Annotated in this window: 20 protein-coding genes; 9 read left to right on the top strand and 11 right to left on the bottom strand. The window is 70.1% G+C overall.

Annotation, left to right across the window (positions count from 1 at the left end; translation table 11 throughout):
- The first annotated feature begins 14 nt into the window (after positions 1-14).
- Positions 15-1,847, top strand: coding sequence for an NAD(P)/FAD-dependent oxidoreductase (locus IE209_RS06500; protein ID WP_189686148.1), 1,833 nt, complete (start codon positions 15-17; stop codon positions 1,845-1,847).
- A gap of 16 nt (positions 1,848-1,863) precedes the next feature.
- On the opposite strand, the gene IE209_RS06505 is transcribed toward IE209_RS06500, so the two are convergent.
- The 3 genes from IE209_RS06505 to IE209_RS06515 all read right to left on the bottom strand — a co-directional run bounded on the left by IE209_RS06505 (position 1,864) and on the right by IE209_RS06515 (position 5,467).
- Positions 1,864-2,571, bottom strand: coding sequence for a hypothetical protein (locus tag IE209_RS06505; protein ID WP_189686149.1), 708 nt, complete (start codon positions 2,569-2,571; stop codon positions 1,864-1,866).
- Between the two features lie 140 nt (positions 2,572-2,711).
- On the bottom strand, positions 2,712-3,170 hold the full coding sequence (locus IE209_RS06510; protein WP_189686150.1) for a cyanophycin metabolism-associated DUF1854 family protein: 459 nt from the start codon (positions 3,168-3,170) through the stop codon (positions 2,712-2,714).
- Entirely contained in the window at positions 3,170-5,467 is a 2,298-nt protein-coding gene (locus IE209_RS06515; RefSeq protein ID WP_189686151.1) for a cyanophycin metabolism-associated ABC transporter, read from the bottom strand. The genes IE209_RS06510 and IE209_RS06515 overlap by 1 nt, the downstream gene beginning before the upstream one ends.
- 83 nt (positions 5,468-5,550) lie before the next feature.
- Here IE209_RS06515 and IE209_RS06520 point away from each other — a divergent pair, with 83 nt between their 5' ends.
- The 7 genes from IE209_RS06520 to IE209_RS06550 all read left to right on the top strand — a co-directional run bounded on the left by IE209_RS06520 (position 5,551) and on the right by IE209_RS06550 (position 14,465).
- Complete coding sequence (locus IE209_RS06520; protein WP_189686152.1) at positions 5,551-7,788, top strand: cyanophycin synthetase; 2,238 nt, start codon at positions 5,551-5,553, stop codon at positions 7,786-7,788.
- 47 nt (positions 7,789-7,835) lie between these two features.
- On the top strand, positions 7,836-10,418 hold the full coding sequence (gene cphA / locus IE209_RS06525) for a cyanophycin synthetase (RefSeq protein WP_189686153.1): 2,583 nt from the start codon (positions 7,836-7,838) through the stop codon (positions 10,416-10,418).
- An 80-nt stretch (positions 10,419-10,498) separates the two neighbouring features.
- Positions 10,499-11,248 carry a septum site-determining protein MinC gene (gene minC / locus IE209_RS06530; RefSeq protein WP_189686154.1) on the top strand — a complete coding sequence of 250 codons (750 nt, stop codon included), beginning with the start codon at positions 10,499-10,501 and terminating at the stop codon, positions 11,246-11,248.
- Positions 11,249-11,279: 31 nt separating this feature from the next.
- A complete protein-coding gene (gene minD / locus IE209_RS06535) occupies positions 11,280-12,092 on the top strand; it encodes a septum site-determining protein MinD (protein ID WP_145549099.1) in 813 nt (270 codons plus the stop codon).
- A 5-nt stretch (positions 12,093-12,097) separates the two neighbouring features.
- Positions 12,098-12,358: a cell division topological specificity factor MinE gene (gene minE, locus IE209_RS06540; RefSeq protein ID WP_056671990.1), complete on the top strand. Its 261-nt coding sequence runs from the start codon at positions 12,098-12,100 to the stop codon at positions 12,356-12,358.
- Between the two features lie 3 nt (positions 12,359-12,361).
- Entirely contained in the window at positions 12,362-12,832 is a 471-nt protein-coding gene (locus IE209_RS06545) for a CreA family protein (RefSeq protein ID WP_189686155.1), read from the top strand.
- A 4-nt stretch (positions 12,833-12,836) separates the two neighbouring features.
- The gene (locus IE209_RS06550; protein WP_189686156.1) at positions 12,837-14,465 is read left to right on the top strand and encodes an MFS transporter; all 1,629 of its coding nucleotides are present in this window, start codon (positions 12,837-12,839) and stop codon (positions 14,463-14,465) included.
- Here IE209_RS06550 and IE209_RS06555 read toward each other — a convergent pair.
- The 3 genes from IE209_RS06555 to IE209_RS06565 are packed head-to-tail and all read right to left on the bottom strand — an operon-like array spanning position 14,438 to position 17,106.
- Positions 14,438-15,265 carry a phosphatase PAP2 family protein gene (locus IE209_RS06555; protein ID WP_189686157.1) on the bottom strand — a complete coding sequence of 276 codons (828 nt, stop codon included), beginning with the start codon at positions 15,263-15,265 and terminating at the stop codon, positions 14,438-14,440. The two genes, IE209_RS06550 and IE209_RS06555, sit on opposite strands and share 28 nt — an antisense overlap.
- Positions 15,258-16,064: a metallophosphoesterase family protein gene (locus tag IE209_RS06560; RefSeq protein WP_189686158.1), complete on the bottom strand. Its 807-nt coding sequence runs from the start codon at positions 16,062-16,064 to the stop codon at positions 15,258-15,260. Before IE209_RS06560 ends, IE209_RS06555 begins: the two co-directional genes overlap by 8 nt.
- Positions 16,065-16,122: 58 nt before the next feature.
- On the bottom strand, positions 16,123-17,106 hold the full coding sequence (locus IE209_RS06565) for a diacylglycerol/lipid kinase family protein (RefSeq protein ID WP_229882715.1): 984 nt from the start codon (positions 17,104-17,106) through the stop codon (positions 16,123-16,125).
- Positions 17,107-17,237: 131 nt separating this feature from the next.
- Here IE209_RS06565 and IE209_RS06570 point away from each other — a divergent pair, with 131 nt between their 5' ends.
- Positions 17,238-18,104, top strand: a complete 867-nt coding sequence (locus tag IE209_RS06570; RefSeq protein WP_268245950.1) for a DMT family transporter — start codon at positions 17,238-17,240, stop codon at positions 18,102-18,104.
- Here IE209_RS06570 and IE209_RS06575 read toward each other — a convergent pair whose 3' ends face one another.
- The 5 genes from IE209_RS06575 to IE209_RS06595 all read right to left on the bottom strand — a co-directional run bounded on the left by IE209_RS06575 (position 18,105) and on the right by IE209_RS06595 (position 21,699).
- Positions 18,105-18,596 (bottom strand): GFA family protein, encoded by a 492-nt coding sequence (locus IE209_RS06575; protein WP_189686161.1) that lies wholly within the window; start codon positions 18,594-18,596, stop codon positions 18,105-18,107.
- 64 nt (positions 18,597-18,660) lie between these two features.
- Complete coding sequence (gene erpA, locus IE209_RS06580) at positions 18,661-19,026, bottom strand: iron-sulfur cluster insertion protein ErpA (protein WP_145549107.1); 366 nt, start codon at positions 19,024-19,026, stop codon at positions 18,661-18,663.
- Positions 19,027-19,151: 125 nt separating this feature from the next.
- Entirely contained in the window at positions 19,152-19,544 is a 393-nt protein-coding gene (gene rpsI / locus IE209_RS06585; protein WP_056898360.1) for a 30S ribosomal protein S9, read from the bottom strand.
- 11 nt (positions 19,545-19,555) lie between these two features.
- Positions 19,556-19,984, bottom strand: a complete 429-nt coding sequence (rplM, locus tag IE209_RS06590; RefSeq protein WP_145549108.1) for a 50S ribosomal protein L13 — start codon at positions 19,982-19,984, stop codon at positions 19,556-19,558.
- 155 nt (positions 19,985-20,139) lie between these two features.
- Entirely contained in the window at positions 20,140-21,699 is a 1,560-nt protein-coding gene (locus IE209_RS06595; protein WP_189686162.1) for a serine/threonine protein kinase, read from the bottom strand.

Raw genomic sequence — 21,699 nt, forward strand, 5'->3', positions numbered from 1 at the left:
AAGGAGACGACAGCATGACCCAGACCCTGGCCGCAGCGCCGGTCACTTCCCCATCCGACCAGGCCGCGCAATGGCTACAGGACTTCGGCGCCGCGCTGGCCCGCGGCGACATCGCCGCCACGCTCGAGGCCTTCGCCGACGACTGCTATTGGCGCGACCTCGTGGCCTTCACCTGGAACCTGCACACGGCCGAGGGCAAGCAGGCCATCGCCGCGATGCTGCAGGCCAACCTGGCCCGCGTCGCGCCCAGCGGCTGGCAGGTGCAGGACCAGCCCAGCCATGCCGACGGCGTGACCGAGAGCTGGTTCACGTTCGAGACCGCCGTGGCACGCGGGCGCGGCCACCTGCGGCTCAAGAACGGCAAGTGCTGGACGCTGCTGACCGTGATGAGCGAACTCAAGGGCTTCGAGGAAAAGAAGGGCAAGCGCCGCGTGCTCGGCGCCGAGCACGGTGCGCGCCGCAATCGCACCACCTGGCTGGACCGGCGCCAGCAGGAGGAGGCCGCACTGGGCTACACCGAGCAGCCCTACTGTGTGGTCATCGGTGGCGGCCAGGGCGGCATCGGCCTGGCCGCACGGCTCAAGCGCCTGGGCGTGCCCACGCTCGTGATCGAGAAGAACGCGCGCGCCGGCGACTCCTGGCGCAAGCGCTACAAGTCGCTGTGCCTGCACGACCCGGTCTGGTACGACCACATGCCCTACCTGCCGTTCCCGGACGACTGGCCCGTGTTCTGCCCCAAGGACAAGATCGGCGACTGGCTGGAGATGTACACCAAGGTCATGGAGCTCAACTACTGGAGTTCCACCGAGGCGAAGAGCGCCAGCTTCGACGAGGCCAGCAAGACCTGGACCGTGACGGTGGAGCGCCAGCATGCCGACGGCCGCCGCGAAACCGTGGTGCTGCGGCCCACGCAGCTGGTGTTCGCGCTGGGCGTCTCGGGCTTTCCGTCCGTGCCGCGCATCGCCGGTGCCGAGACCTTCGAAGGCGCGCAGCACCATTCCAGCGCCCATCCGGGTGGCGCGGCCTATGCCGGCAAACGCTGCGTGGTGCTGGGTTCGAACAATTCGGCCCACGACATCTGCGCCGACCTCTGGGAGCATGGTGCCGACGTGACCATGGTGCAGCGCTCGTCCACGCACATCGTGAAGTCCGATTCGCTCATGGAGCTGGCGCTGGGCGGTCTGTATTCGGAAGAAGCCTTGGCCCAGGGCATCACCACCGACAAGGCCGACCTGCTGTTCGCCTCGGTGCCGTTCAGGATCATGCACAGCTTCCATGTGCCGGTGTACGAGGCGATCCGCCAGCGCGACCGCGACTTCTACGCGCGGCTGGAAAAGGCGGGCTTCCTGCTGGACTTCGGCGACGACGGCTCCGGCCTGTTCATGAAGTACCTGCGGCGCGGCTCGGGTTACTACATCGACGTGGGCGCGTCCGAGCTCGTGGCCGACGGCAGCATCCACCTCAAGAGCGGCGTCAACATCGAGCAGATCAAGCCGCGCTCGGTGGTGCTCACCGACGGCACGGAGCTGCCGGCCGACCTGCTGGTCTACGCCACGGGCTACGGCTCGATGAACGGCTGGGTCGCCAAGATCGTCTCGCCCGAGGTGGCCGACCGCGTCGGCAAGTGCTGGGGCCTGGGCTCGGGCACGACCAAGGATCCCGGCCCCTGGGAAGGCGAGCTGCGCAACATGTGGAAGCCGACGCAGCAGCCGCAGCTGTGGTTCCATGGCGGCAATCTGCACCAGTCGCGCCACTACTCGCAGTACCTGGCGCTGCAGCTGAAGGCAAGGATGGAGGGGATCGCGACCCCGGTCTACGGCCAGGGCGCCGTGCACCACCTGCGCTGAACGCAGGCCGCCGGCCTCACAGGCCGGTGGTCTTCTTGGCCGACGGGTCGGCGTAGGTGACCGGGCTGTCGGCTTCCTTGGGCGGGTTGAGCGTGAGGTTGCCGGTCTGCGCCACGTCGATGGCATTGCCGCCGGCGCGCCACAGGCTTTGCAGGAAGTCCAGCAGCTTCTTGGAGATGGGCTCCTTGGGCGGCTCTGGCGGCTTTTCTTCCTCGACCTTGGGCTTTTCGGTCCAGTTCTTGGGCGCGGCATCGTCCGGGCCGGAAGGCTGGTCCGGCCCCGGCTTCTGGCCGGTGGCCTGGTAGCGGCCGAGGGCCTCGGCCGTCTCGGCGGTCGGTGCGGCGTCCGTCTGCTGGCGCTGTTCGAACGCTTCTGTGGCCGCCTCGATGCTGGACTTGGCCGGCACCGCAGCGGCCTGCCCGGCGGGGGCGCCCGGCCCGCCCGCTGCGGACGCCGCCACCATGACCGCACCGGCGGAGGTGGCGGCTTCGTCCTCGCCGACACGGCCGGAGCGGATCAGGGCATCGGCCTGGGCCGACAGCTCGACCCGGATCGAGGGCTCGGGCTGCTGCGCGACGGCGCGCTCCTGCAGCACCCGGGTCTCCTCGCGCGTGGCCCGCGCCACGGTTCCGGCGGGCGCGGCTGCGCTGCCGGCGGCCGGCTGCGAATCGGCACCGGCGGCGGCCGGCCCGTTCACAGTGCGATCAACAGAAGGCAGTTGCATGGCGCTCACCAAAAGGACTGGACGAACGGCCAGGGAAATGGGTTTTCCCAGGCCTCGCTTGTCTTAACGGCAGAACTGAACCGGAATTTAGGCCTATTTCTTCGAAAGGCCCAAATTTCTTCACACCACGCCACATCCCGTCACAAAAAGCGCTCCAGCAGGCGACGCGAGGCCCGATCCAGGGCCTGGCGGTCGCGCACGCGGAAGTGCACGCCCTGGCCACTGGCGATCAGCAGGCCGCCGTCGGACAGGCGGCGGATGTCCTCCTCGCTCTTGAGCACGAAATCGCTGCTGCCGCGGTCCGTCTCCACGCGCCAGATGCTGGGCGTGGAGAAGGTGGACACGCTCAGGAGCCGCCGCACCTCGGGCTGGAACTCCCGCGCCGCGACCTCCTCGGCGAGCAATGCGCGCTGCGCCTCTGGCAATGCATCCAGCTTGTCGATCCAGACCAGTTCGCGGCCGTCGCTGCCGACCAGGGACAGGCCCTCGCCGGGCGCGGACAGCGGAAAGGCGCGCACCGGGACCACGCCCACATGGTCGATGCCGTCCAGGCGCAGGACCAGCTGGCCCATGGGGTGGCGTTGCAGTTCGAAGTCCATCACACGCCTCCTGCGGGGTGGGCCGGGTGGCTGGCCGGCAGCGCGGGCGGCAGCGCATCGCCGTCGGTGTCCACGCGCCGCACCTGGGCCTCGTAGAGCCGCCAATAGGCGCCCTGGCGCGCCATGAGCTCGTCGTGCGGACCGACCTCGACGACCTGGCCGCGGTCCATCACCACCAGCCGGTCGGCCTTGCGCAAGGTCGACAGCCGGTGCGCGATGGCGATCGTGGTGCGGCCCTGCACGAGGTTGTCCAGCGCCTTCTGGATCTCCTTCTCGGTCTCCGTGTCCACGGCCGAGGTGGCTTCGTCCAGGATCAGGATCTTCGGATCGATCAGCAATGCGCGCGCGATCGAGATGCGCTGGCGCTCGCCGCCCGACAGGCCCTGGCCGCGCTCGCCGACCAGCGAGTCGTAGCCCTGCGGCAGCCGCAGGATGAACTCGTGCGCGTGCGCGGCGCGCGCGGCGGCCACGATCTCGGCGCGCGTGGCGTCGGGCCGGCCGTAGGCAATGTTCTCGGCGATGGTGCCGAAGAACAGGAAGGGCTCCTGCAGCACCAGGCCGATGTGGCGCCGGTAGTCGGCCACGCGCAGGCGGCGCAGGTCCAGGCCATCGACGCGGATCGCACCCTCGCTCACGTCGTAGAAGCGGCAGATCAGGTTCACGAGCGTGCTCTTGCCCGAGCCGCTGTGGCCCACCAGACCGATCATCTCGCCGGGTCGGATGTCCAGCGACAGGTCGCGGATCACCGAACGGTTGCCGTAGCGGAAGGCGATGCCGTCCATCTGCAGCCCGCCGCGCAGGCCGCCGGCCGGCAGCGCGACAGGGTCGGCCGGCTCGGGTACGTTGGAGCGGTGGTCCAGGATGTCGAAGATGCGCTTGGCGCCCGAAGCGGCCTTCTGCGTGACCGAGACGATGCGGCTCATGGAATCGAGCCGGGTGTAGAAGCGGCCGATGTAGGCCAGGAAGGCCGTCAGCACACCCACCGTGACCTGCTGGTGCGCCACCAGCCAGATGCCGAAGGCCCAGACGACCAGCAGGCCGATCTCGGTCAGCAGCGAGACCGTGGGCGTGAACAGCGACCAGGTCCTGTTGAGCCGGTCGTTGACTTCCAGGTTGCGCCGGTTGGCGTCGCGGAAGCGCTGCGCCTCGCGCCCTTCCTGGGCGAAGGCCTTGACCACGCGGATGCCGGGAATGGTGTCGGCCAGCACGCTCGTGACATCGGACCAGACGCGGTCGATCTTCTCGAAGCCGGTGCGCAGCCGGTCGCGCACCACATGGATCATCCAGCCGATGAAGGGCAGCGGCACCAGCGTCACCACCGCCAGACCGGGGTGGATGGAGAACAGCACGGCCGCCGTCATCGCGATCATGAGCACGTCGGTCGCGAAATCGAGCGCATGCAACGAGAGGAACACGCAGATGCGGTCGGTTTCCGATCCGATCCGCGACATGAGGTCGCCCGTGCGCTTGCCGCCGAAGTAGTCGAGCGAGAGCTGCAGCAGATGGTCGAAGGTGGCTGTGCGCAGGTCGGCGCCGATGCGCTCGGACACCAGGGCCAGCAAATAGGTGCGCCACCAGTTCAGGCCCCAGCCCAGCAGCGCCGCGGCGAGCAGGCCGCCCAGGTACATCGCCACGGTGCCCGGTGCGATCTGCTGGCCGTTCTGGAACGGGATCAGCACCTCGTCCATGAGCGGGATGGTCAGGTAGGGCGGCACCAGCGTCGCGGCGGTGGAGGCCAGCGTCAGTAGGAAGCCCAGCAGCAACTGCATGCGGTAGGGATGCGCGAAACGCCACAGGCGCAACAGCACCCAGGTGGAGGGCGGCGTATGCAACTCACGGAAACAGACGCTACAGGTTTCGCTGTCCGCAGGCAGCGGCGCATGGCATGTCGGGCAGGCGCTGCCCTCCTCTTCATCGGCCGGCTCCCGGCTGTCGCGGCGTTCGAACTGGCGCAGCAGGCGCAGCGCCTGGGGGTCGGCTGCCAGCGTGAAGCGCCATTGCGCGAGGCGCTGCTGCCCGTCGTGCAGCGTGAGCTGGCCAACGCCGGCATGGTCGGAATGGCGCAGCGCGAGTGCCGGCATCAGCGGCCAGCTCTGCAGCCGCGGCCCCTCTGTCGCCAAAGTGACAAACAGGAGACGCTGGTCCGTTAACACCAGGAGACCGGGCGCAAAACGCAGTTGCGCATCCAGGTCAACCGCCACGCTGGCTGTTACGTTTTCACCGCCTGCCAGTTCGGCCCTCAAGGCCGACTGGAGCGTCGAAGAACTGGAAAGGTCGACCTGATGTGGATGATGCATGTTGAACAAATGAGGCGCGAAATTCTCGCCGAAGCCCGTCGGGCCCAGCCCGGCGGCCACCCACAACGCGCCAGGCGGCCCGCATGACGACAAGCACTCCGGCGGCACCCTCGCGCGCCGCCGACATCCAGCTGTTGCGCATCCGCTACCTGCGCGGCCCCAACATCTGGACCTACCGCTCTGCCCTGGAAGTCTGGCTGGACCTGGGCGAGCTCGAGGACTTTCCGTCCAACCTGATCCCCGGCCTGACCGAGCGCCTGGTGGCCATGCTGCCCGCACTGGTCGAGCACCACTGCGGCGTGGGCGAGCGCGGCGGCTTCCTGCAGCGCCTGGTCGAGGGCACCTGGGCCGGCCATGTGCTGGAGCACGTGGTCATCGAACTGCTGAACCTGGCCGGCATGCCGACCGGCTTCGGGCAAACCCGCAGCACCTCGCAGCGCGGCGTGTACCGCATGGTGTTTCGCGCGCGCGATGAGCAGGTCGCACGCACGGCCCTGGCCTGCGGCCACCGGCTGCTGATGGCCGCCATCCATGGCGAGACCTTCGCCGTGCCCGTGGCCGTGGCCCAGATCCGCGCCAAGGTCGACGACTGCTACCTGGGCCCCAGCACGGCCTGCATCGTGGCCGCTGCGGCCGACCGCGGCATCCCGCACATCCGCCTCAACGAGGGCAACCTCGTGCAGCTGGGCCATGGCGCGCGCCAGCGCCGCATCTGGACCGCCGAGACCGACCGCACCAGCGCCATCGCCGAAGGCATCGCCAGCGACAAGGACCTGACCAAGACGCTGCTGGCCTCCTGCGGCGTGCCGGTGCCCGAAGGCCAGGTGGTCGACAGCCCGGCAGCGGCCTGGGAAGCGGCACAGGACATCGGCCTGCCCGTGGTCGTCAAGCCCTCTGACGCCAACCACGGCCGCGGCGTGAGCCTGGACCTGTCCGAGCAGGCCGACATCGAGAAGGCCTTCGGCGTCGCCGACGCCGAGGGCAGCGAAGTCATCGTCGAGCGCTTCATCCGCGGCGACGAGCACCGCCTGCTCGTGGTCGGTGGCAAGGTCGTGGCGGCGGCGCGTGGAGAAAGCCTGTCCATCACGGGCGACGGCCGCCAGACCGTGGCCCAGCTGATCGACAGCCAGCTCAACAGCGACCCGCGCCGCGGCGATGCCGAGGAGTTCCCGCTGGAGACCATCGACCTCGAAAAAGACGGCGTGATGCGCCTGCTGCTCGAACGCCAGGGCCTGGACGGCGCGTCGGTGCCGGCCAAGGGCCGGCGCGTGCTGGTGCAGCGCACCGGCAACGTGGCGATCGACTGCACGGACGAGGTGCACCCCGAGGTGGCCCACGCGGCGGCGCTGGCCGCCCGCGTGGTCGGCCTGGACATCGCCGGCATCGACCTCGTGGCCGAGGACATCGGCAAGCCGCTGCAGGCCCAGGGCGGCGCCATCGTCGAGGTCAACGCCGGCCCCGGCCTGCTCATGCACCTCAAGCCCGCGGAAGGCGCGCCGCGCCCGGTCGGCCAGGCCATTGTGGACCACCTGTTCGCCGAGGACGAAGACGGCCGCATCCCTATCGTCGGCGTGGCCGGCACGCTGGGCACGGCCACCATCGCGCGCCTTGTGGCCTGGCTGCTGCACCTGTCGGGCCGCCGCGTCGGCCTGGCCTGCAGCGACGGCCTGTTCCTGGACAGCCGCCGCGTGGACGCCAGCGATTGCGCCGGCTGGGAGAGCGGCCACCGGCTGCTGATGAACCGCGCCATCAACGCCGCCGTGCTCGAAAACGGCCCCGCCTCCATCCTGCGCGACGGCCTGGCCTACGACCGCTGCCAGGTCGGCATCGTGACCGACATGGGCGGCGCCAGCCAGCTGGCGGAGTTCGACATCCAGGAGAGCGACCAACTGGCCCGTGTGCTGCGCACCCAGGTCGATGTCGTGCTGTCCGACGGCGTGGCCGTGCTCAATGCCAGCGACCCCCGCGTGGCCGCACTGGCCGCCCTGTGCGACGGCCAGGTCATCCTGTACGGCAAGGAGGCCGAGCTGCCGGCCATCATGGCCCACCGCGCCAATGGCGGCCGTGCCGTGCTCCTGCAGCAGGGCCAGCTGGTGCTGGCGACCGGCAACAGCGTGACGGCCGTGGCCGGCATCCAGCAGTTGACGGCGCGCCGCGGCAAGGCCATGCGCGACGACAAGCTGGTGTGCAGCGTGCTCGCCGCCGTGGCTGCGGCCTGGGCGCTGCAGATCTCGCCGGACCTGATCTCCGCCGGCCTCAAGACCTTCGAACTCGATCCCGGATCGACCACCCGTACCGCCAGGACCCTGGCCGCACGCTGATGCCCTCCAACGACGACAACAGCTTCGTGCAAGCACGAGACAACACCATGCACATCTCTCGCGTGCGGGCCCTGCGCGGCCCGAATCTGTGGAGCCGGCACACGGCGCTCGAGGCCATCGTCTCCTGCGCGCCGCCCGAGCGCTCCATCGTCGAACTGCCGGGCTTCGAGATCGCCGTGCGCGCACGCTTTCCGACCATCGGCACCTTGCGTTCCGGCCCCAACACCGGCCCCGTGGCGCTGGCCCATGTGCTGGAAAGCGCCGCACTGGCGCTGCAGGCCCAGGCCGGCTGCCCGGTCACCTTCAGCCGCACGGCGGCCACGCTGGAGCCCGGCATCTACCAGGTCGTGGTCGGCTATAGCGAGGAAGCCGTGGGCCGCCGCGCGCTCGAGCAGGCCGAGGCGCTGATCCAGGCCACGCTGCAAGGCCAGCCCTTCGATGTCGACGCCGCGATCGCCGAACTGCGCGCGCTGGACGAAGACGAGCGCCTGGGCCCGAGCACGGGCTGTATCGTCGAGGCCGCCGTGGCGCGCGGCATCCCCTACCGCCGGCTCACGCGCGGCTCCATGGTGCAGTTCGGCTGGGGCTCGCGACAGCGCCGCATCCAGGCCGCCGAGCTGGACGCCACCAGCGCCGTCTCCGAGTCCATCGCGCAGGACAAGGACCTGACCAAGAAGCTGCTGCACGCCGCGGGCGTGCCGGTGCCGCACGGCCGCCCGGTCGCCAGCGCCGAAGAGGCCTGGGCCGTGGCCCAGCAGATCGGCCTGCCCGTGGTGGTCAAGCCGCAGGACGGCAACCAGGGCAAGGGCGTCACGGTCAACATCGTCGACCGGGCGCAACTGGACGGCGCCTTCGCGGCCGCGGCCGAGTACGGTGAGGTCATGGTCGAGCAGTACCTGCCCGGCAGCGATTTCCGCCTGCTGGTGGTCGGCGACAAGCTGGTGGCGGCCTCGCGCCGCGACCCGCCGCAGGTCACGGGCGACGGCGAGCACACGGTGCGCGAACTGGTGGACCTGGTCAACGCCGACCCGCGCCGCGGCGACGGCCACGCGACCGCGCTGACCAAGATCCGCTTCGACGACATCGCCATCGCGCGCCTCGCCGTGCAGGGACTGGAGCCGGACTCCGTGCCCAAGAAGGGCCAGCGCGTGGTCCTGCGCAACAACGCCAACCTGTCCACCGGCGGCACCGCCACCGACGTGACCGACGACGTGCACCCGGCCATCGCCGCGCATGCCGTAGCCGCCGCGCAGATGGTGGGCCTGGACATCTGCGGCGTGGACCTGGTCAGCGAGACCGTGCTCAAGCCGCTCGAGCAGCAGCGCGGCGGCATCGTGGAAGTGAACGCCGCGCCCGGGCTGCGCATGCACCTGTCGCCCTCGTACGGCAAGGCGCGCAACGTGGGCCAGGCCATCGTCGACACGCTGTACGGCGCCGGCGAGGACGGCCGCATCCCGGTCGTGGCCGTGACCGGCACCAACGGCAAGACCACCACCACGCGCCTGATCGCCCACCTGTTCACGGCCGCCGGCCTGCGCGTGGGCATGACCAACACCGACGGCGTCTACGTGGAAGGCCGCCAGATCGACAGCGGCGACTGCAGCGGCCCGCGCAGCGCGCGCAACGTGCTGATGCATCCGGACGTGGACGCGGCCGTGTTCGAGACCGCGCGCGGCGGCATGCTGCGCGAGGGCCTGGGCTTCGACCAGTGCCAGGTGGCGGTGGTGACCAACATCGGCGCGGGCGACCACCTCGGCCTGAACTACATCACCACGGTGGAAGACCTTGCGGTGCTCAAGCGCGTGATCGTGCAGAACGTGGCCACCAGCGGCTACGCCGTGCTCAATGCCGCCGACCCCAATGTCGCGGCCATGGCCGCGGCCTGCCCGGGCCAGGTGATCTTCTTCGCGGCCGACCGGCACCACCCGGTGATGGCAACGCACCGCGCCCAGGGCCGGCGCACCGTGCACGTGGACGGGGACCACCTGGTCGCCGCCGTGGGCTCGTGGCGCGAAACCATCGCGCTGCGCGACATCCCGATCACGCGCGGCGGCACCATCGGCTTCCAGGTCGAGAACGCGATGGCCTCGGTCGCCGCGGCCTGGGCCGCGGGCCTGTCCTGGGACGCGGTGCGCCGCGGCCTGGCCAGCTTCGCCAACGATGCCGACAACGCACCGGGCCGCTTCAACGTGATGGACTACCGTGGCGCCACCGTGATCGCCGACTATGGCCACAACCCGGACGCCATGCGCGCCCTGGTCGCCGCCGTGGACGCGATGCCGGCACGCCGGCGCAGCGTGGTCATCAGCGGCGCGGGCGACCGGCGCGACGAGGACATCCGCGAACAGACCGCCATCCTGGGCAATGCCTTCGACCACGTAATCCTGTACCAGGACGCCTGCCAGCGCGGCCGCGCCGACGGCGAGGTGCTGGCGCTGCTGCGCCAGGGCCTGGCCCAGGCCAGCCGCGCGCGTGCGGTCGACGAGGTGCATGGCGAGTTCAAGGCCATCGACCAGGCGCTGGCGGCGCTGCAGCCGGGCGACCTGTGCCTGGTGCTGGTCGACCAGGTCGAGGAGGCGCTGGCCCACCTGGCGCGCTGCGTCGAGGAAGCGTCCGCCGTCCCGGCCTGACGCGTTTCGATACGGTTTCGGCGCAGCCTGCGGGGCCGACCCGCAGGCTAAAATCCGCCCCTTTGCCGAAACCCTCCCCCATGTCCGCTGCACCCGCTGGGCACGCCCGTGCCAGCTTCGAATTGAAGAGCGCCAGCCTGCCGTTGATTTCGGTGGTGCTCAAGACGCCGAATCTCGCGGTGCTGTCGCAGGAACTGCAGGCCCGTTTCGGCGAAACCCCGGACTTCTTCGATGACGACCCGGCCGTGATCGTGCTCACGCAGATCGCGCAGGACCCCACGCCGCTGAGCTTCTCGGTGCTGCTGACGCTGCTCAAGCACTACCGGCTGCGGCCCTTCGGCATCCACGGTGGCAGCCCCGCGCACAAGGAGCAGGCGGCCGCCGTCGGCCTGATGGACCTGCCCGAGATCTCCTCGTCCGCCGTGGCCGTTCCCGGCGAAGGGCCGGCACCCGCGCCGGCGCCGGCACCGGTGGCCGCTCCCGCTGCGGCGCCTGCTGCCAGCAACACCATGGTGATCGACCGGCCGCTGCGGTCGGGCCAGCAGATCTATGCCCGCGGCGCCGACCTGATCGTGCTGCAGGCCGTGAACTTCGGCGCCGAGATCATCGCCGACGGCAACATCCACGTGTATGCGCCGCTGCGCGGCCGGGCCATCGCCGGCGCGCGCGGCAACACCGAGGCCCGCATCTTCAGCACCTGCATGGAAGCGCAGCTGATCTCGATCGCCGGCATCTACCGCACCAGCGAAGTCGCCCTGCCCGCCGAAGTGCTGGGCAAGCCCGCCCAGGTGCGCCTGGTCGGCGAGAGTCTGGTGCTCGACCCCATCTGACTTCATCCCTTAGAAAAAGGACCTCCATTCCATGAGCAAGATCATCGTGGTCACCTCCGGCAAGGGAGGTGTGGGCAAGACCACCACCAGCGCCAGTTTCTCCTCGGGCCTGGCCCTGAAGGGCCACAAGACGGTGGTCATCGACTTCGACGTCGGCCTGCGCAACCTGGACCTGATCATGGGCTGCGAGCGCCGCGTGGTGTACGACCTGATCAACGTGATCCACAACGAGGCCAACCTGAACCAGGCCCTGATCAAGGACAAGCAGTGCGAGAACCTGTTCGTGCTGGCGGCCTCGCAGACGCGCGACAAGGACGCGCTGACGCAGGACGGCGTGGAGAAGGTGCTCAAGGACCTGGCCGAGATGGGCTTCGAGTACATCGTCTGCGACTCGCCGGCCGGCATCGAGACCGGTGCGCTCATGGCCATGCACTTCGCCGATTACGCGCTCGTGGTGACCAACCCCGAGGTGTCTTCGGTGCGCGACTCCGACCGCATCCTGGGCATGCTGGGCTCCAAGACCAAGCGCGCCATGGAAGGCGGCGAGCCGATCAAGGAGCACCTGCTGATCACGCGCTACAACCCCAACCGCGTGGCGGATGGCCAGATGCTGTCGCTGGAGGACATCCAGGACATCCTGCGCATCCCGCTGATCGGCGTGATCCCAGAGTCCGAGGCCGTGCTGCAGGCCTCCAACCAGGGCGTGCCGGCCATCCACGGCAAGGACACCGATGTGTCCGAGGCCTACAAGGACGTGGTGGCCCGCTTCCTCGGCGAGGACAGGCCCATGCGCTTCGTCGATGCCGAGAAGCCCGGCTTCTTCAAGCGCCTGTTCGGGAGGTAAGGCCGATGTCCTTTCTGTCCTTTCTGCTCGGGGAGAAGAAGAAGACCGCCAACGTCGCCAAGGAGCGGCTGCAGATCATCCTGGCGCACGAGCGCGGCAGCCGTGGCGGTTTGAAGCCCGACATGCTGCAGGAACTGCAGCGCGAACTCGTGGCCGTGATCTCCAAGTACGTCGCGGTGAACCAGGAGCACATCAAGGTGAACCTGGAGCGCCAGGACACGCTGGAAGTGCTCGAGGTCAAGATCGAGCTGCCCGAGGGCCGCTGACCCATGCGGGGCTGGCTGCTGCTCACCACGTTGCTGGTGCTGGCCTGCACGCGCGCCGACGCGCAGAAGGTCGGCGAGGTCGACACGGCCTTCCAGTGGCTGGGCCCCAACCACAAGATCGTCGTCGATGCCTACGACGATCCGCGCGTGCAGGGCGTGACCTGTTACGTCTCGCGCGCCCGCACGGGCGGCCTCAAGGGTGCCGTCGGCCTGGCCGAGGACAAGGCCGAGGCCTCCATCGCCTGCCGCCAGGTCGGCCCCATCAACGTGCCGCAACCGCTGCCAGCCCAGGAAGAAGTGTTCAGCGAGCGCATGTCGGTGCTGTTCAAGCGCTTGCGCATCGTGCGCATGGTCGACACCCAGCGCCACACGCTGGTCTACCTGACCTACTCCGACAGGCTGATCGAGGGCTCGCCGCAGAACGCCATCACGGCGGTGCCGGTGGACCGCGCCACGCCCCTGCCGGTGAAGTGAGCGGATGCCCGACGACCGGCCTTCCGTCCTGACGCCCGACGAGGCCTCGTCCCCCGACGCCGACCTTTCCACACTGGCTCCGCTGCGCTGGCCGGTGTTCCGCATGCTGTGGCTGGTCTGGCTGGCCTCCAACATCTGCATGTGGATGAACGACGTGGCAGCGGCCTGGCTCATGACCTCGCTGACGACCTCGCCGGTCTGGGTGGCGCTGGTGCAGACCGCCGCCACCATGCCGGTGTTCCTGTTCGGCCTGCCCAGCGGCGCGCTGGCCGACATCGTGGACCGGCGCCGCTTCTACATCACGACCCAGTTCTGGGTCGCCAGCGTGGCGCTGCTGCTGTGCGCCACGGTGCTCACCGGCACGGTCACGCCACCGCTGTTGCTGCTGCTGACCTTCGCCAACGGCATCGGCCTGGCAATGCGTTGGCCGGTCTACTCGGCCGTGGTGCCCGAGTTGATCCCGCGCGCGCAGCTGCCTGCCGCGCTGGCCCTGAACGGCATCACCATGAACGCTTCGCGCATCGTCGGCCCGCTGCTGGCCGGCGCGCTGATCGCCAGCATCGGCAGCGCCGCGGTCTTCGTGCTCAATGCCGGGCTGTCGCTGACCTCGGCCTTCATGCTCATGCGCTGGCAGCGCGAGCACAAGCCCGATCCCCTGGGCCGCCAGCGCCTGTGGAGCGCAATGCGCGTGGGCGTGCAGTTCGTGCGGCAGTCGCCGCGGCTCAAGGCCGTGCTGCTGCGCATCGCATTGTTCTTCTTCCACTCCACGGCGCTGATCGCGCTGCTGCCGCTGGTCGCGCGCGGCCTGCAGGGCGGCGACGCCGCCACCTTCACAGTGCTGCTGGCCTCGATGGGCATGGGCGCCATCGCCACGGCCTTCCTGATGCCGCGGCTGCGCCAGTGGCTGGCGCGCGACCAGGTCGTGCTGTACGGCACGCTGCTGCAGTCCGGCGCCACGCTGGTGATGGCCTTCGCCTCCAACGTGGCAGTGGCCGTGCCGGCGATGTTCGTGGCCGGCATGGCCTGGATCGCCACGGCCAATTCGCTGTCGGTCTCGGCCCAGCTCGCGCTGCCGGACTGGGTGCGCGCCCGCGGCATGGCGATCTACCAGATGGCCATCATGGGCGCGAGCGCCTTCGGCGCCGGCCTGTGGGGCCAGGTGGCGGCGCTCAGCACTGTGCAGCTGAGCCTGCTCGTGGCGGCGCTCACGGGTGGCACCGCCATGTGGCTGGCGACGCGCTTCGTGGTCGATCTGCAGATCGAGGAAGACCTCACGCCCTCGCATGTGCTGCCGGTGCCGGTGGCGAAACAACCGCCGGCCACGGGCCACGTGCTGGTCAGCATCGACTACCGCATCGACCCCGCGCGCGCGGCCGATTTCGAGCGCGTGATGCAGGACAGCCGGCGCAGCCGCCTGGCCCAGGGCGCGCTGGAGTGGCACTTGCTCCGCGACATCAGCGACCCCGGCCACTACACCGAGCAGATCGTCGACGAATCGTGGACCGAGCACCTGCGCCGCTTCGACCGCGTGACCGCGGCCGACATCGCGCTGCGCGAGCGCAAGCTTGCCTTCCACCTCGAGGAAGCGCCGCCGCGCGTGACGCGCTACGTGGTCGACACGCCGCGCACGTAGCGCCGCCGCAGTTCGATGGCGGCGATGCACACCGCCAGCCAGGTCAGGCCCGAAGCGAAGCCGGCCAGCACGTCGCTGGCCCAGTGCACCTGCAGCAGCACGCGGCTCACGCCCATGCAGTAGGCCAGCAGTGCCGCGAGCAGCACCGCCGGCAGATGCCAGCGCACGGGCAGCAGGCGCACGCAGAGATAGGCCAGCATGCCGTAGACCACCACCGAGCCCGAGGTGTGCCCACTCGGAAAGCTGTAGCCCTCGGCGACGGCGAAGCCGTGCTCGTGCAGCGGGCGCACGCGCGCGAAGACGCGCTTGAGGCCCTGGTTCAGCAGGCCGTTGCCGGCGCAGGCGACGACCCAGCCCAGCGCGAGCCAGCGGTGGCCGCGCCACAGCAGCCCACCGGCCACCAGCACCACGAGCGCGACCAGAGCCAGCGGATCGCCCAGGTGCGTGGCCGTGCCGACCAGGCGCAAGGCGGCTGCGGGCAAGCGCTGCGACAGCGCCTCGGCCAGGCGCTGGTCGAACAGGCCCAGTTCCTCGTCGGCGTCCACGTCCATGGCCTCCATGGCCTCGGCGAACAGTGCTGCCGTGGCCAGCATGAAGCCGCCGCCCAGCGCGAGCCACATGCCCAGCCAGGCCCAGGGCGGCAGCCAGGCGCGGGGCGTGTGCAGGTGCAGATGGCGCAGCCCTGCGAACAGCAGGCCCGCGCACACCAGGGTGGCCAGCAGCCCACCGCCGGCCGCCACCAGCGCATGCTGGCCCAGCCAGTCGGCCAGCGCCTGGACGCGCAGCGCGTCCTCAGCCATGGGCGCTCCGGTCCAGGTCCAGTGCGTGGCGGGCCACGCAGGCAAAGCGCTGCGTGGCCTCGTCGAAATCCCAGCGCTCCACATGCGCCACGCCCTCGCCCCGGTGCAGCACGTTGACCGAGTTGTTGGCCTCACGGCGCAGCCGCGAGGACAGCGCCGTGCCGGCCTGCACGCACCACATGCGCCGTGCCAGGCCGGCGTGCAGCGCGTGCAGGGGCAGGACGTAGGGCAGGTGGATGTGGCCGCCGGCCACCACGTCCGCACCGGCCTGTGCCCAGGCGCGCACGGCGGCCTCGTGGCCCCGCAGAAGGTCGCGCGCATCGCGCGGCGTCGGCACGGCCACGGGCTGGTGCACCACCACCACACGCAGCTGGCCGGGCGCGGCCTGGCGCAGCCGCGCCGCCACGCGTGCGATCTGCTCGGCCGAGACCTGGCCATGCTGGTGGCGCCAGCGGCGCGTGGTCTTCACGCAGACCACCAGCCAGTCGGCGCTGTCATGCACGGGTTCGAGGTCGGCACCGAAGGCCCGCCTCTGGCGCGCATAGGGCCACAGCAGGCGCGCCGCGAGGTTGACGAGCGGGATGTCGTGGTTGCCCGGGATTGCGAGCACGGGCCGGCCCAGCCGCGCACAGAACGCCCGGGCGGCCGCGAACTGCGCCGCGGTGGCGCGCTGGGTGATGTCGCCGGACAGCAGCACGCGTTCGGGCGCGAGCTCCTCAGCCAAGGCCAGCAGCGCCTCGACCACGGGCGCCCGCTCGGTGCCGAAATGCGTGTCCGAGATCTGCAGCAGGACGCTCATCGACGGCCTTCGCGCTGCGCGCTGCGGTGCCCAGCACCTTGGGGCGGCCCATCGGTGCTCACGCCGGCTCCACGCGGTCTTGCGGCATCGGCATCAGCAGCCACAGCGGCTGCGGCGAGACGCGGAAGTGCAGCGGCGCGCGCAGCCAGCAGATCTCGCCATCGGTCGCCACCTTGACGCGCGCCGTGCGGCGCGGCGCGGCCGGCCGCATGGCCAGGCGTTCGAAGCCGAAGCGCAGCACGTCCTCGGCCTCGCCGAGCCGGCCGAAAGCGCCGCGCAGCATCAGGCCCAGCATCGACAGCGTGCCGACCGGGCGCAGCATCAAAGCCACCAGTTGTCCCTGCGCCAGCAGGCCGGCTTCGGGCACGCCGATCTGCTGCAGCTGCAGGCCGTTGTTGCCGACGAACAGCGTCGAGGTGCGCACGGACTGCTGCCGGCCCTGGCATTCGAGTTGCAGCCGCAGCGGCCGGTGCGCGTGCAGCAGCGTGACCAGCGCCGACCACAGCGCGACGAGCCGGCTGCGGCCATAGCGCCGCTTGTAGGCCTCGCGGTCCTGCAGCAGCTGCGGGTACAGGCCCACGCTGGCGTTGACGAGGAACAGCCGGTCATTGACCAGGCCCACCTGCACCGGCGCGGGTCGAGCGCGCAGCAGGGCATGCGTCGCCTGCGCCGTGTCCGAGCTGATGCCGTGGGTGCGGCTGAAGTAGTTGAAGGTGCCCTGCGGCAGCACGCCGAACGGCAGGCCGGCCGGCAGCACGGCCTGGGCCACGGCGTTGAGCGTGCCATCGCCTCCGGCCGCGACCACCGCGCCCTGGCAGCCCTGCGCGCGCCGCACCGCCTGGGCCGCGATCTGGGCCACGTCCACGCCGCGTTCGATGCGCAGCACCTCGTGCGCACGTCCGGCCGCGTCCAGGATCTCGCGGATGGTGCGCTCGGTCGCATCGGCGTCGCTGCGCCCGGAGCCGGCATTGAGCACGATGACCAATGGACCGTCGGCTGCGAATGCGGGAGGGCTGGAGGCGACGGTGGTGGCTGGGTTCACGGGCGGGCAGCTTAGCAGCGGCCCGCATGGCCGCATGTCGGACGGGGCCGCTGCCGCAGGGCACGCACGGTTCTGGTGCAACGTGGACAATCGCGGGCTTTCGCGCCGCGAAGGCGCACCGGAGACCGGCCATTCGCTCCCACGACAACACGCGCGGCATCCTCGCCATGCTCGGCGCCATCAGCTTCTTCGCCTGGATGGACGCGGTCATGAAACTGCTGGCCGCCCACTACCCTGCAGTGCAGGTGGCGGCCCTGCGCGGCATCGCGGGCCTGCCGCTGGTCTGCCTGTACCTGTGGTGGCGTGGCGAAGCGGGCCGCGTGCTGCAGGTGCGCTGGCCGCTGCACCTGCTGCGCGGTGTGCTGGGCGTGGCCATGCTCTCGCTGTTCGCCTACGGCCTGCAAAGCCTGCCCATGGCGGTGGCCTACACGCTGTTCTTCATCGGTCCCATCCTGATCGCGCTGCTCTCGGTGCCCGTGCTCAAGGAGCGCGTGCGCGCCGCGCACTGGTTCGCACTGGCGGCCGGCATGCTGGGCGTGCTGGTGGCGCTGCGGCCGGACCAGGATGCGCTGCTGAGCTGGGGCGCGCTGGCCGTGCTGGGGGCCGCCTGCTGCTATGCGGTCTCGGCCATCACGGGCCGCGTGCTCACGCGCACCGACTCCAACGGCAGCCTGGTGTTCTGGATGACGCTGCTGGTGGCCGTGGGCGCCGGCGCGCTGGCCGCGCGCGGCTGGGTGCCGCTGCAGGCCGAGCATGGCTGGACCATCGTGGCGCTGGCCGTGACCGGCTTCATCGGCCAGATGTGCATCACCGAGGCCTTCCGCCATGGGCAGGCCGCGGTGGTCGCGCCCTTCGAGTACGCAGCGCTGGCCTGGGCCGTGGGGTTGGACTGGCTGCTGTGGCGCACGCTGCCCGACGCCGCGACGCTCGTGGGCGCGGCCATCATCGTGGCCAGCGGGCTGTACCTCGTACAGCAGGAACGCCGCGCGCGCTCCTAGCTACTTCTTCTTGCGGGCGGCATGGCGTTCATGCCATTCGGCCAGCGAGAAGTCGGGATAGCCGTCGAAGCGCGGGTCGCCGCGCTGGCCCTCCACCGCCACCCAGTTGGCCTTGGAATCGAGCAGGATGTGCGCGTTCTCGGGCGGCACGGGCAGCGGCGTGTCGATGGCGCTCGCATGCGGGTGCACGAGTTCGGGCCACTCGGGATCCCACAGCCACAGCGCGCTGCCGCAGCGGCCGCAGAAATGCCGCTGGCCGCTGCTCTGTCGGTCCGGCTTGCCCTCTTCCCGCATCACGGCCTGGTACTTGCGCAGATAGCGCTTGCCACGCACCTTCAGCGTGCCGGCATCGGCGCCCAGGTTGATCGCATAGCCGCCACCGCCGGCCGTCTTGCGGCAGATCGAGCAGTAGCAGCGCATGAACGGCACCGGCGAAGACGACGCCACCGAGAAGCGGACACTGCCGCAATGGCAGGAACCTTCGAGTTGCATGCAGGCCTCCAAAAGCAGAACCGCCGGGCAAGGCCGGCGGTTCAGGACAGGGAGCGGGGAAGGATCAGACCGAGAAGCTCGAGCCGCAGCCGCAGGTGGTGGTGGCGTTCGGGTTCTTGATCACGAACTGGGCGCCCTGCAGATCTTCCTTGTAGTCGATCTCGGCGCCGACCAGGTACTGGTAGCTCATCGCGTCGATCAGCAGCGACACGCCGTTCTTGGTCATGGTCGTGTCGTCCTCGTTGCTGATCTCGTCGAAGGTGAAGCCGTACGAGAAGCCCGAGCAGCCGCCGCCCTGCACGAACACGCGCAGCTTGAGGTCGGGGTTGCCTTCCTCGGCGATCAGGTCGGCCACCTTGGCCGCTGCGGCGTCGGTGAAGAGGATCGGGTCGGGCATCTGGACTTCGACGTTGTCGGCGACTGCGCTCATGGGGTTGTGCTCCGGAAAAAGTACGGGCAATGCTAAGCGAATCGTCTTGACGTTGCTTGCAATGCGGTCATTCACCAAAGAAAAACCGCCCAGCGGGCGGTTCTTCTCGGGTTCGCCAGGCGCGATCAGCGCTTGGAGAACTGCTTGCGGCGGCGTGCGGAGTGCAGACCGACCTTCTTGCGCTCGACTTCGCGGGCGTCGCGGGTCACGAAGCCGGCAGCGCTCAGTTGCGGCTTCAGCGTCGCGTCCCAGTCCAGCAGCGCGCGGGTGATGCCGTGGCGCGTGGCGCCGGCCTGGCCGGATTCGCCGCCGCCATGGACGTTGACCTGGATGTCGAAGGTCTCGACATGGTTGGTCAGCACCAGGGGTTGCTTCGCGATCATGATGGAGGTCTCGCGGCCGAAATAGGCCTTGATGTCCTTGCCATTGACCGTGATGTTGCCGCTGCCCTTCTTCAGGAACACACGGGCGACGCTGGATTTGCGACGGCCGGTGCCATTGTTCCAATCACCAATCATTGCGCGGCTCCTCAGATTTCCAGGGCTTTGGGCTGCTGGGCGGCGTGCGGATGCTCGGCGCCACCGTAGACCTTCAGCTTCTTGATCATGGCGTAGCCCAGGGGGCCCTTGGGCAGCATGCCCTTGACGGCCTTCTCGAGCGCGCGGCCCGGGTGCTTGGCCTGCATGTCGCGGAAGTTGGTCGCCGTGATGCCACCGGGGAAACCGGAGTGGCGGTAGTACACCTTGTCCAGGGTCTTGGCACCGGTCACGCGCAGCTTGGCTGCGTTGACGATCACGATGAAATCGCCGGTGTCGACGTGAGGCGTGTAAATGGCCTTGTGTTTGCCGCGCAGACGGAGAGCAACTTCGCTGGCTACTCGTCCGAGGACCTTGTCGGTCGCGTCAATCACAAACCACTCATGCACGACCTCAGCGGGCTTTGCGCTGAAAGTAGTCATGTTTCTCTTCTTAAAAAAGATGGGTTCGGGCAGCTCTTTTCCACGGTCGGTGTTTCTCTGAAGGAAACCTCTTAGGTGGGAGGACGTTCTTCGCCGCGGAGCCAGCCAGTCGCTGCGAAACCGCGCATTATAGGCAGAACCGCCGAGGGCGGCAACTAGGGGCCGTAGGGGCGCTGGCTCTCGCGCAGGCGCCGCGTGTTTTCCACGCACACCGGCATGGCCGCGTAGGGCGCCTGCTGGCAGGCGCGGAACAGGCACATGGGCCGCGTGAGGAAGTTGCTGTCGGGGCAGATCTGCTCGGCCGACAGTGCGCGCGGCGCTGCCGGGGGCGGCGGGCGGCGCACCGCCGGGGGCGGCGCGGGCTGCATCGGCAGTTCCGCCGGCGCTGGCAGCGCCTGGGGACCCGGCGCAGAAGCCGCTGGTGGCGCCGTGACCGCCACCGGGGCCTCGGCCCTGGCCGGCGCCTTGGACGGGACCGGTGCCGCAGCCGTCGCCGGCGGATCGCCGGGCGAAGCCACGATGCCCACCGCCGCCAGCAGGCCCACGATCAGCGCAGCCACCCCGGCCTTGGGCCACCACTGGCGCCTGTGCGCTTGCACCACGGCCGGCGCTGCCACGGCCAGGTCGATGGTGCTGTGCGGTTGCGGCGCCTGCCATAGCGTGGACATGTCGTCGTCCTCGTGCTGCGGGTCGCTCGCGGCGTGCGGCGCCTGCCAGTCGGGGCCGAGTTCGGCCCGCCAGTCGAAGCGCTCCATGCCCGGGACCGGCTGCAATTGCAGCAGGGCGCGGAACGCGGCCAGGTCGCGCGGCCGCCGCGCAGGGTCGAGCGCGAGCCCGGCCGTCAGCGCCTCGACGAGCGCCGGCGTGTACGCCAGGCCATGGACGCTGCGCAGGTGCTCCGCCAGCTCGGCCGGCGGGCGCAGGCTGTCGCGCACCGCGCGCACGCTGGCCGGCACGGGCGGCGCGCGGTTCAGGCAACCGTAGACCACGGCGGCCAGTGCATAGACATCGCTCCAGGGGCCCTGGGGCATATCCTGGGCATCGGCGTACTGCTCGATCGGCGCGTAGTTGACCTTCAGGATGGCCGTGTGCTGCGGCGCGTCCTGGCCGAGCGCCTGGCGCGCCGCGCCCAGGTCCAGCAACACGGGCGGGCCGATGTCCTGCAGGAAGATGTTGTCCGGCGAAATGTCGCGGTGCACCGTGCCGCGCCGGTGCAGCAGTTCGAGCGCCTGCAGCACCGACCACAGCAGCTTGCGCAGCCAGGGTTCGGGCGGCGGCGTGCGCATCTGCGCACAGGCCTCCTTGAGCGTCACGCCCTGGTACAGCGGCATCGCCATGTAGGCCGTGCGGTTCTGCTCCCAGACACGCAGCACCTTGACCAGCGCGGGATGGTCGAACTGCGCCAGCAGGCGGGCCTCGTTCATGAACGAACGCAGGCCCTCGTCGAAGCGCCGCGCATCGGCCCCGGTGCGCAAGGTCACGGCCTGGCCGACACGGTCGGCCACGCCGCCCGGCAGGTACTCCTTGATCGCCACCGTGCGGTGCAACGAGTGGTCGTAGGCGCGGTAGACCATGCCGAAGCCGCCGGCTCCGAGCAGTCCGTGCAGTTCGAACTCGCCCAGCCGCGTGCCGGGCGGCAAGCCCTGGGAGGGATGGCGGACGGCGGCGTTCACGGGCAGGACGGCGGGCGCAAGCCAGCCAGTGTAGAGGGCCAT

It is taken from the genome of Pseudorhodoferax aquiterrae, from assembly GCF_014652235.1.
Taxonomy (GTDB): domain Bacteria; phylum Pseudomonadota; class Gammaproteobacteria; order Burkholderiales; family Burkholderiaceae_C; genus Pseudorhodoferax; species Pseudorhodoferax aquiterrae.

What these genes read in the sequence shown, in the direction of transcription:
- IE209_RS06500 (WP_189686148.1), top strand. Translation starts at nt 15, where the DNA reads ATGACCCAGACCCTGGCCGCAGCGCCGGTCACTTCCCCATCCGACCAG.
- IE209_RS06505 (WP_189686149.1), bottom strand. Translation starts at nt 2,571, where the DNA reads ATGCAACTGCCTTCTGTTGATCGCACTGTGAACGGGCCGGCCGCCGCC.
- IE209_RS06510 (WP_189686150.1), bottom strand. Translation starts at nt 3,170, where the DNA reads ATGGACTTCGAACTGCAACGCCACCCCATGGGCCAGCTGGTCCTGCGC.
- IE209_RS06515 (WP_189686151.1), bottom strand. Translation starts at nt 5,467, where the DNA reads ATGCATCATCCACATCAGGTCGACCTTTCCAGTTCTTCGACGCTCCAG.
- IE209_RS06520 (WP_189686152.1), top strand. Translation starts at nt 5,551, where the DNA reads ATGACGACAAGCACTCCGGCGGCACCCTCGCGCGCCGCCGACATCCAG.
- cphA (WP_189686153.1), top strand. Translation starts at nt 7,836, where the DNA reads ATGCACATCTCTCGCGTGCGGGCCCTGCGCGGCCCGAATCTGTGGAGC.
- minC (WP_189686154.1), top strand. Translation starts at nt 10,499, where the DNA reads ATGTCCGCTGCACCCGCTGGGCACGCCCGTGCCAGCTTCGAATTGAAG.
- minD (WP_145549099.1), top strand. Translation starts at nt 11,280, where the DNA reads ATGAGCAAGATCATCGTGGTCACCTCCGGCAAGGGAGGTGTGGGCAAG.
- minE (WP_056671990.1), top strand. Translation starts at nt 12,098, where the DNA reads ATGTCCTTTCTGTCCTTTCTGCTCGGGGAGAAGAAGAAGACCGCCAAC.
- IE209_RS06545 (WP_189686155.1), top strand. Translation starts at nt 12,362, where the DNA reads ATGCGGGGCTGGCTGCTGCTCACCACGTTGCTGGTGCTGGCCTGCACG.
- IE209_RS06550 (WP_189686156.1), top strand. Translation starts at nt 12,837, where the DNA reads ATGCCCGACGACCGGCCTTCCGTCCTGACGCCCGACGAGGCCTCGTCC.
- IE209_RS06555 (WP_189686157.1), bottom strand. Translation starts at nt 15,265, where the DNA reads ATGGCTGAGGACGCGCTGCGCGTCCAGGCGCTGGCCGACTGGCTGGGC.
- IE209_RS06560 (WP_189686158.1), bottom strand. Translation starts at nt 16,064, where the DNA reads ATGAGCGTCCTGCTGCAGATCTCGGACACGCATTTCGGCACCGAGCGG.
- IE209_RS06575 (WP_189686161.1), bottom strand. Translation starts at nt 18,596, where the DNA reads ATGCAACTCGAAGGTTCCTGCCATTGCGGCAGTGTCCGCTTCTCGGTG.
- erpA (WP_145549107.1), bottom strand. Translation starts at nt 19,026, where the DNA reads ATGAGCGCAGTCGCCGACAACGTCGAAGTCCAGATGCCCGACCCGATC.
- rpsI (WP_056898360.1), bottom strand. Translation starts at nt 19,544, where the DNA reads ATGATTGGTGATTGGAACAATGGCACCGGCCGTCGCAAATCCAGCGTC.
- rplM (WP_145549108.1), bottom strand. Translation starts at nt 19,984, where the DNA reads ATGACTACTTTCAGCGCAAAGCCCGCTGAGGTCGTGCATGAGTGGTTT.
- IE209_RS06595 (WP_189686162.1), bottom strand. Translation starts at nt 21,699, where the DNA reads ATGGCCCTCTACACTGGCTGGCTTGCGCCCGCCGTCCTGCCCGTGAAC.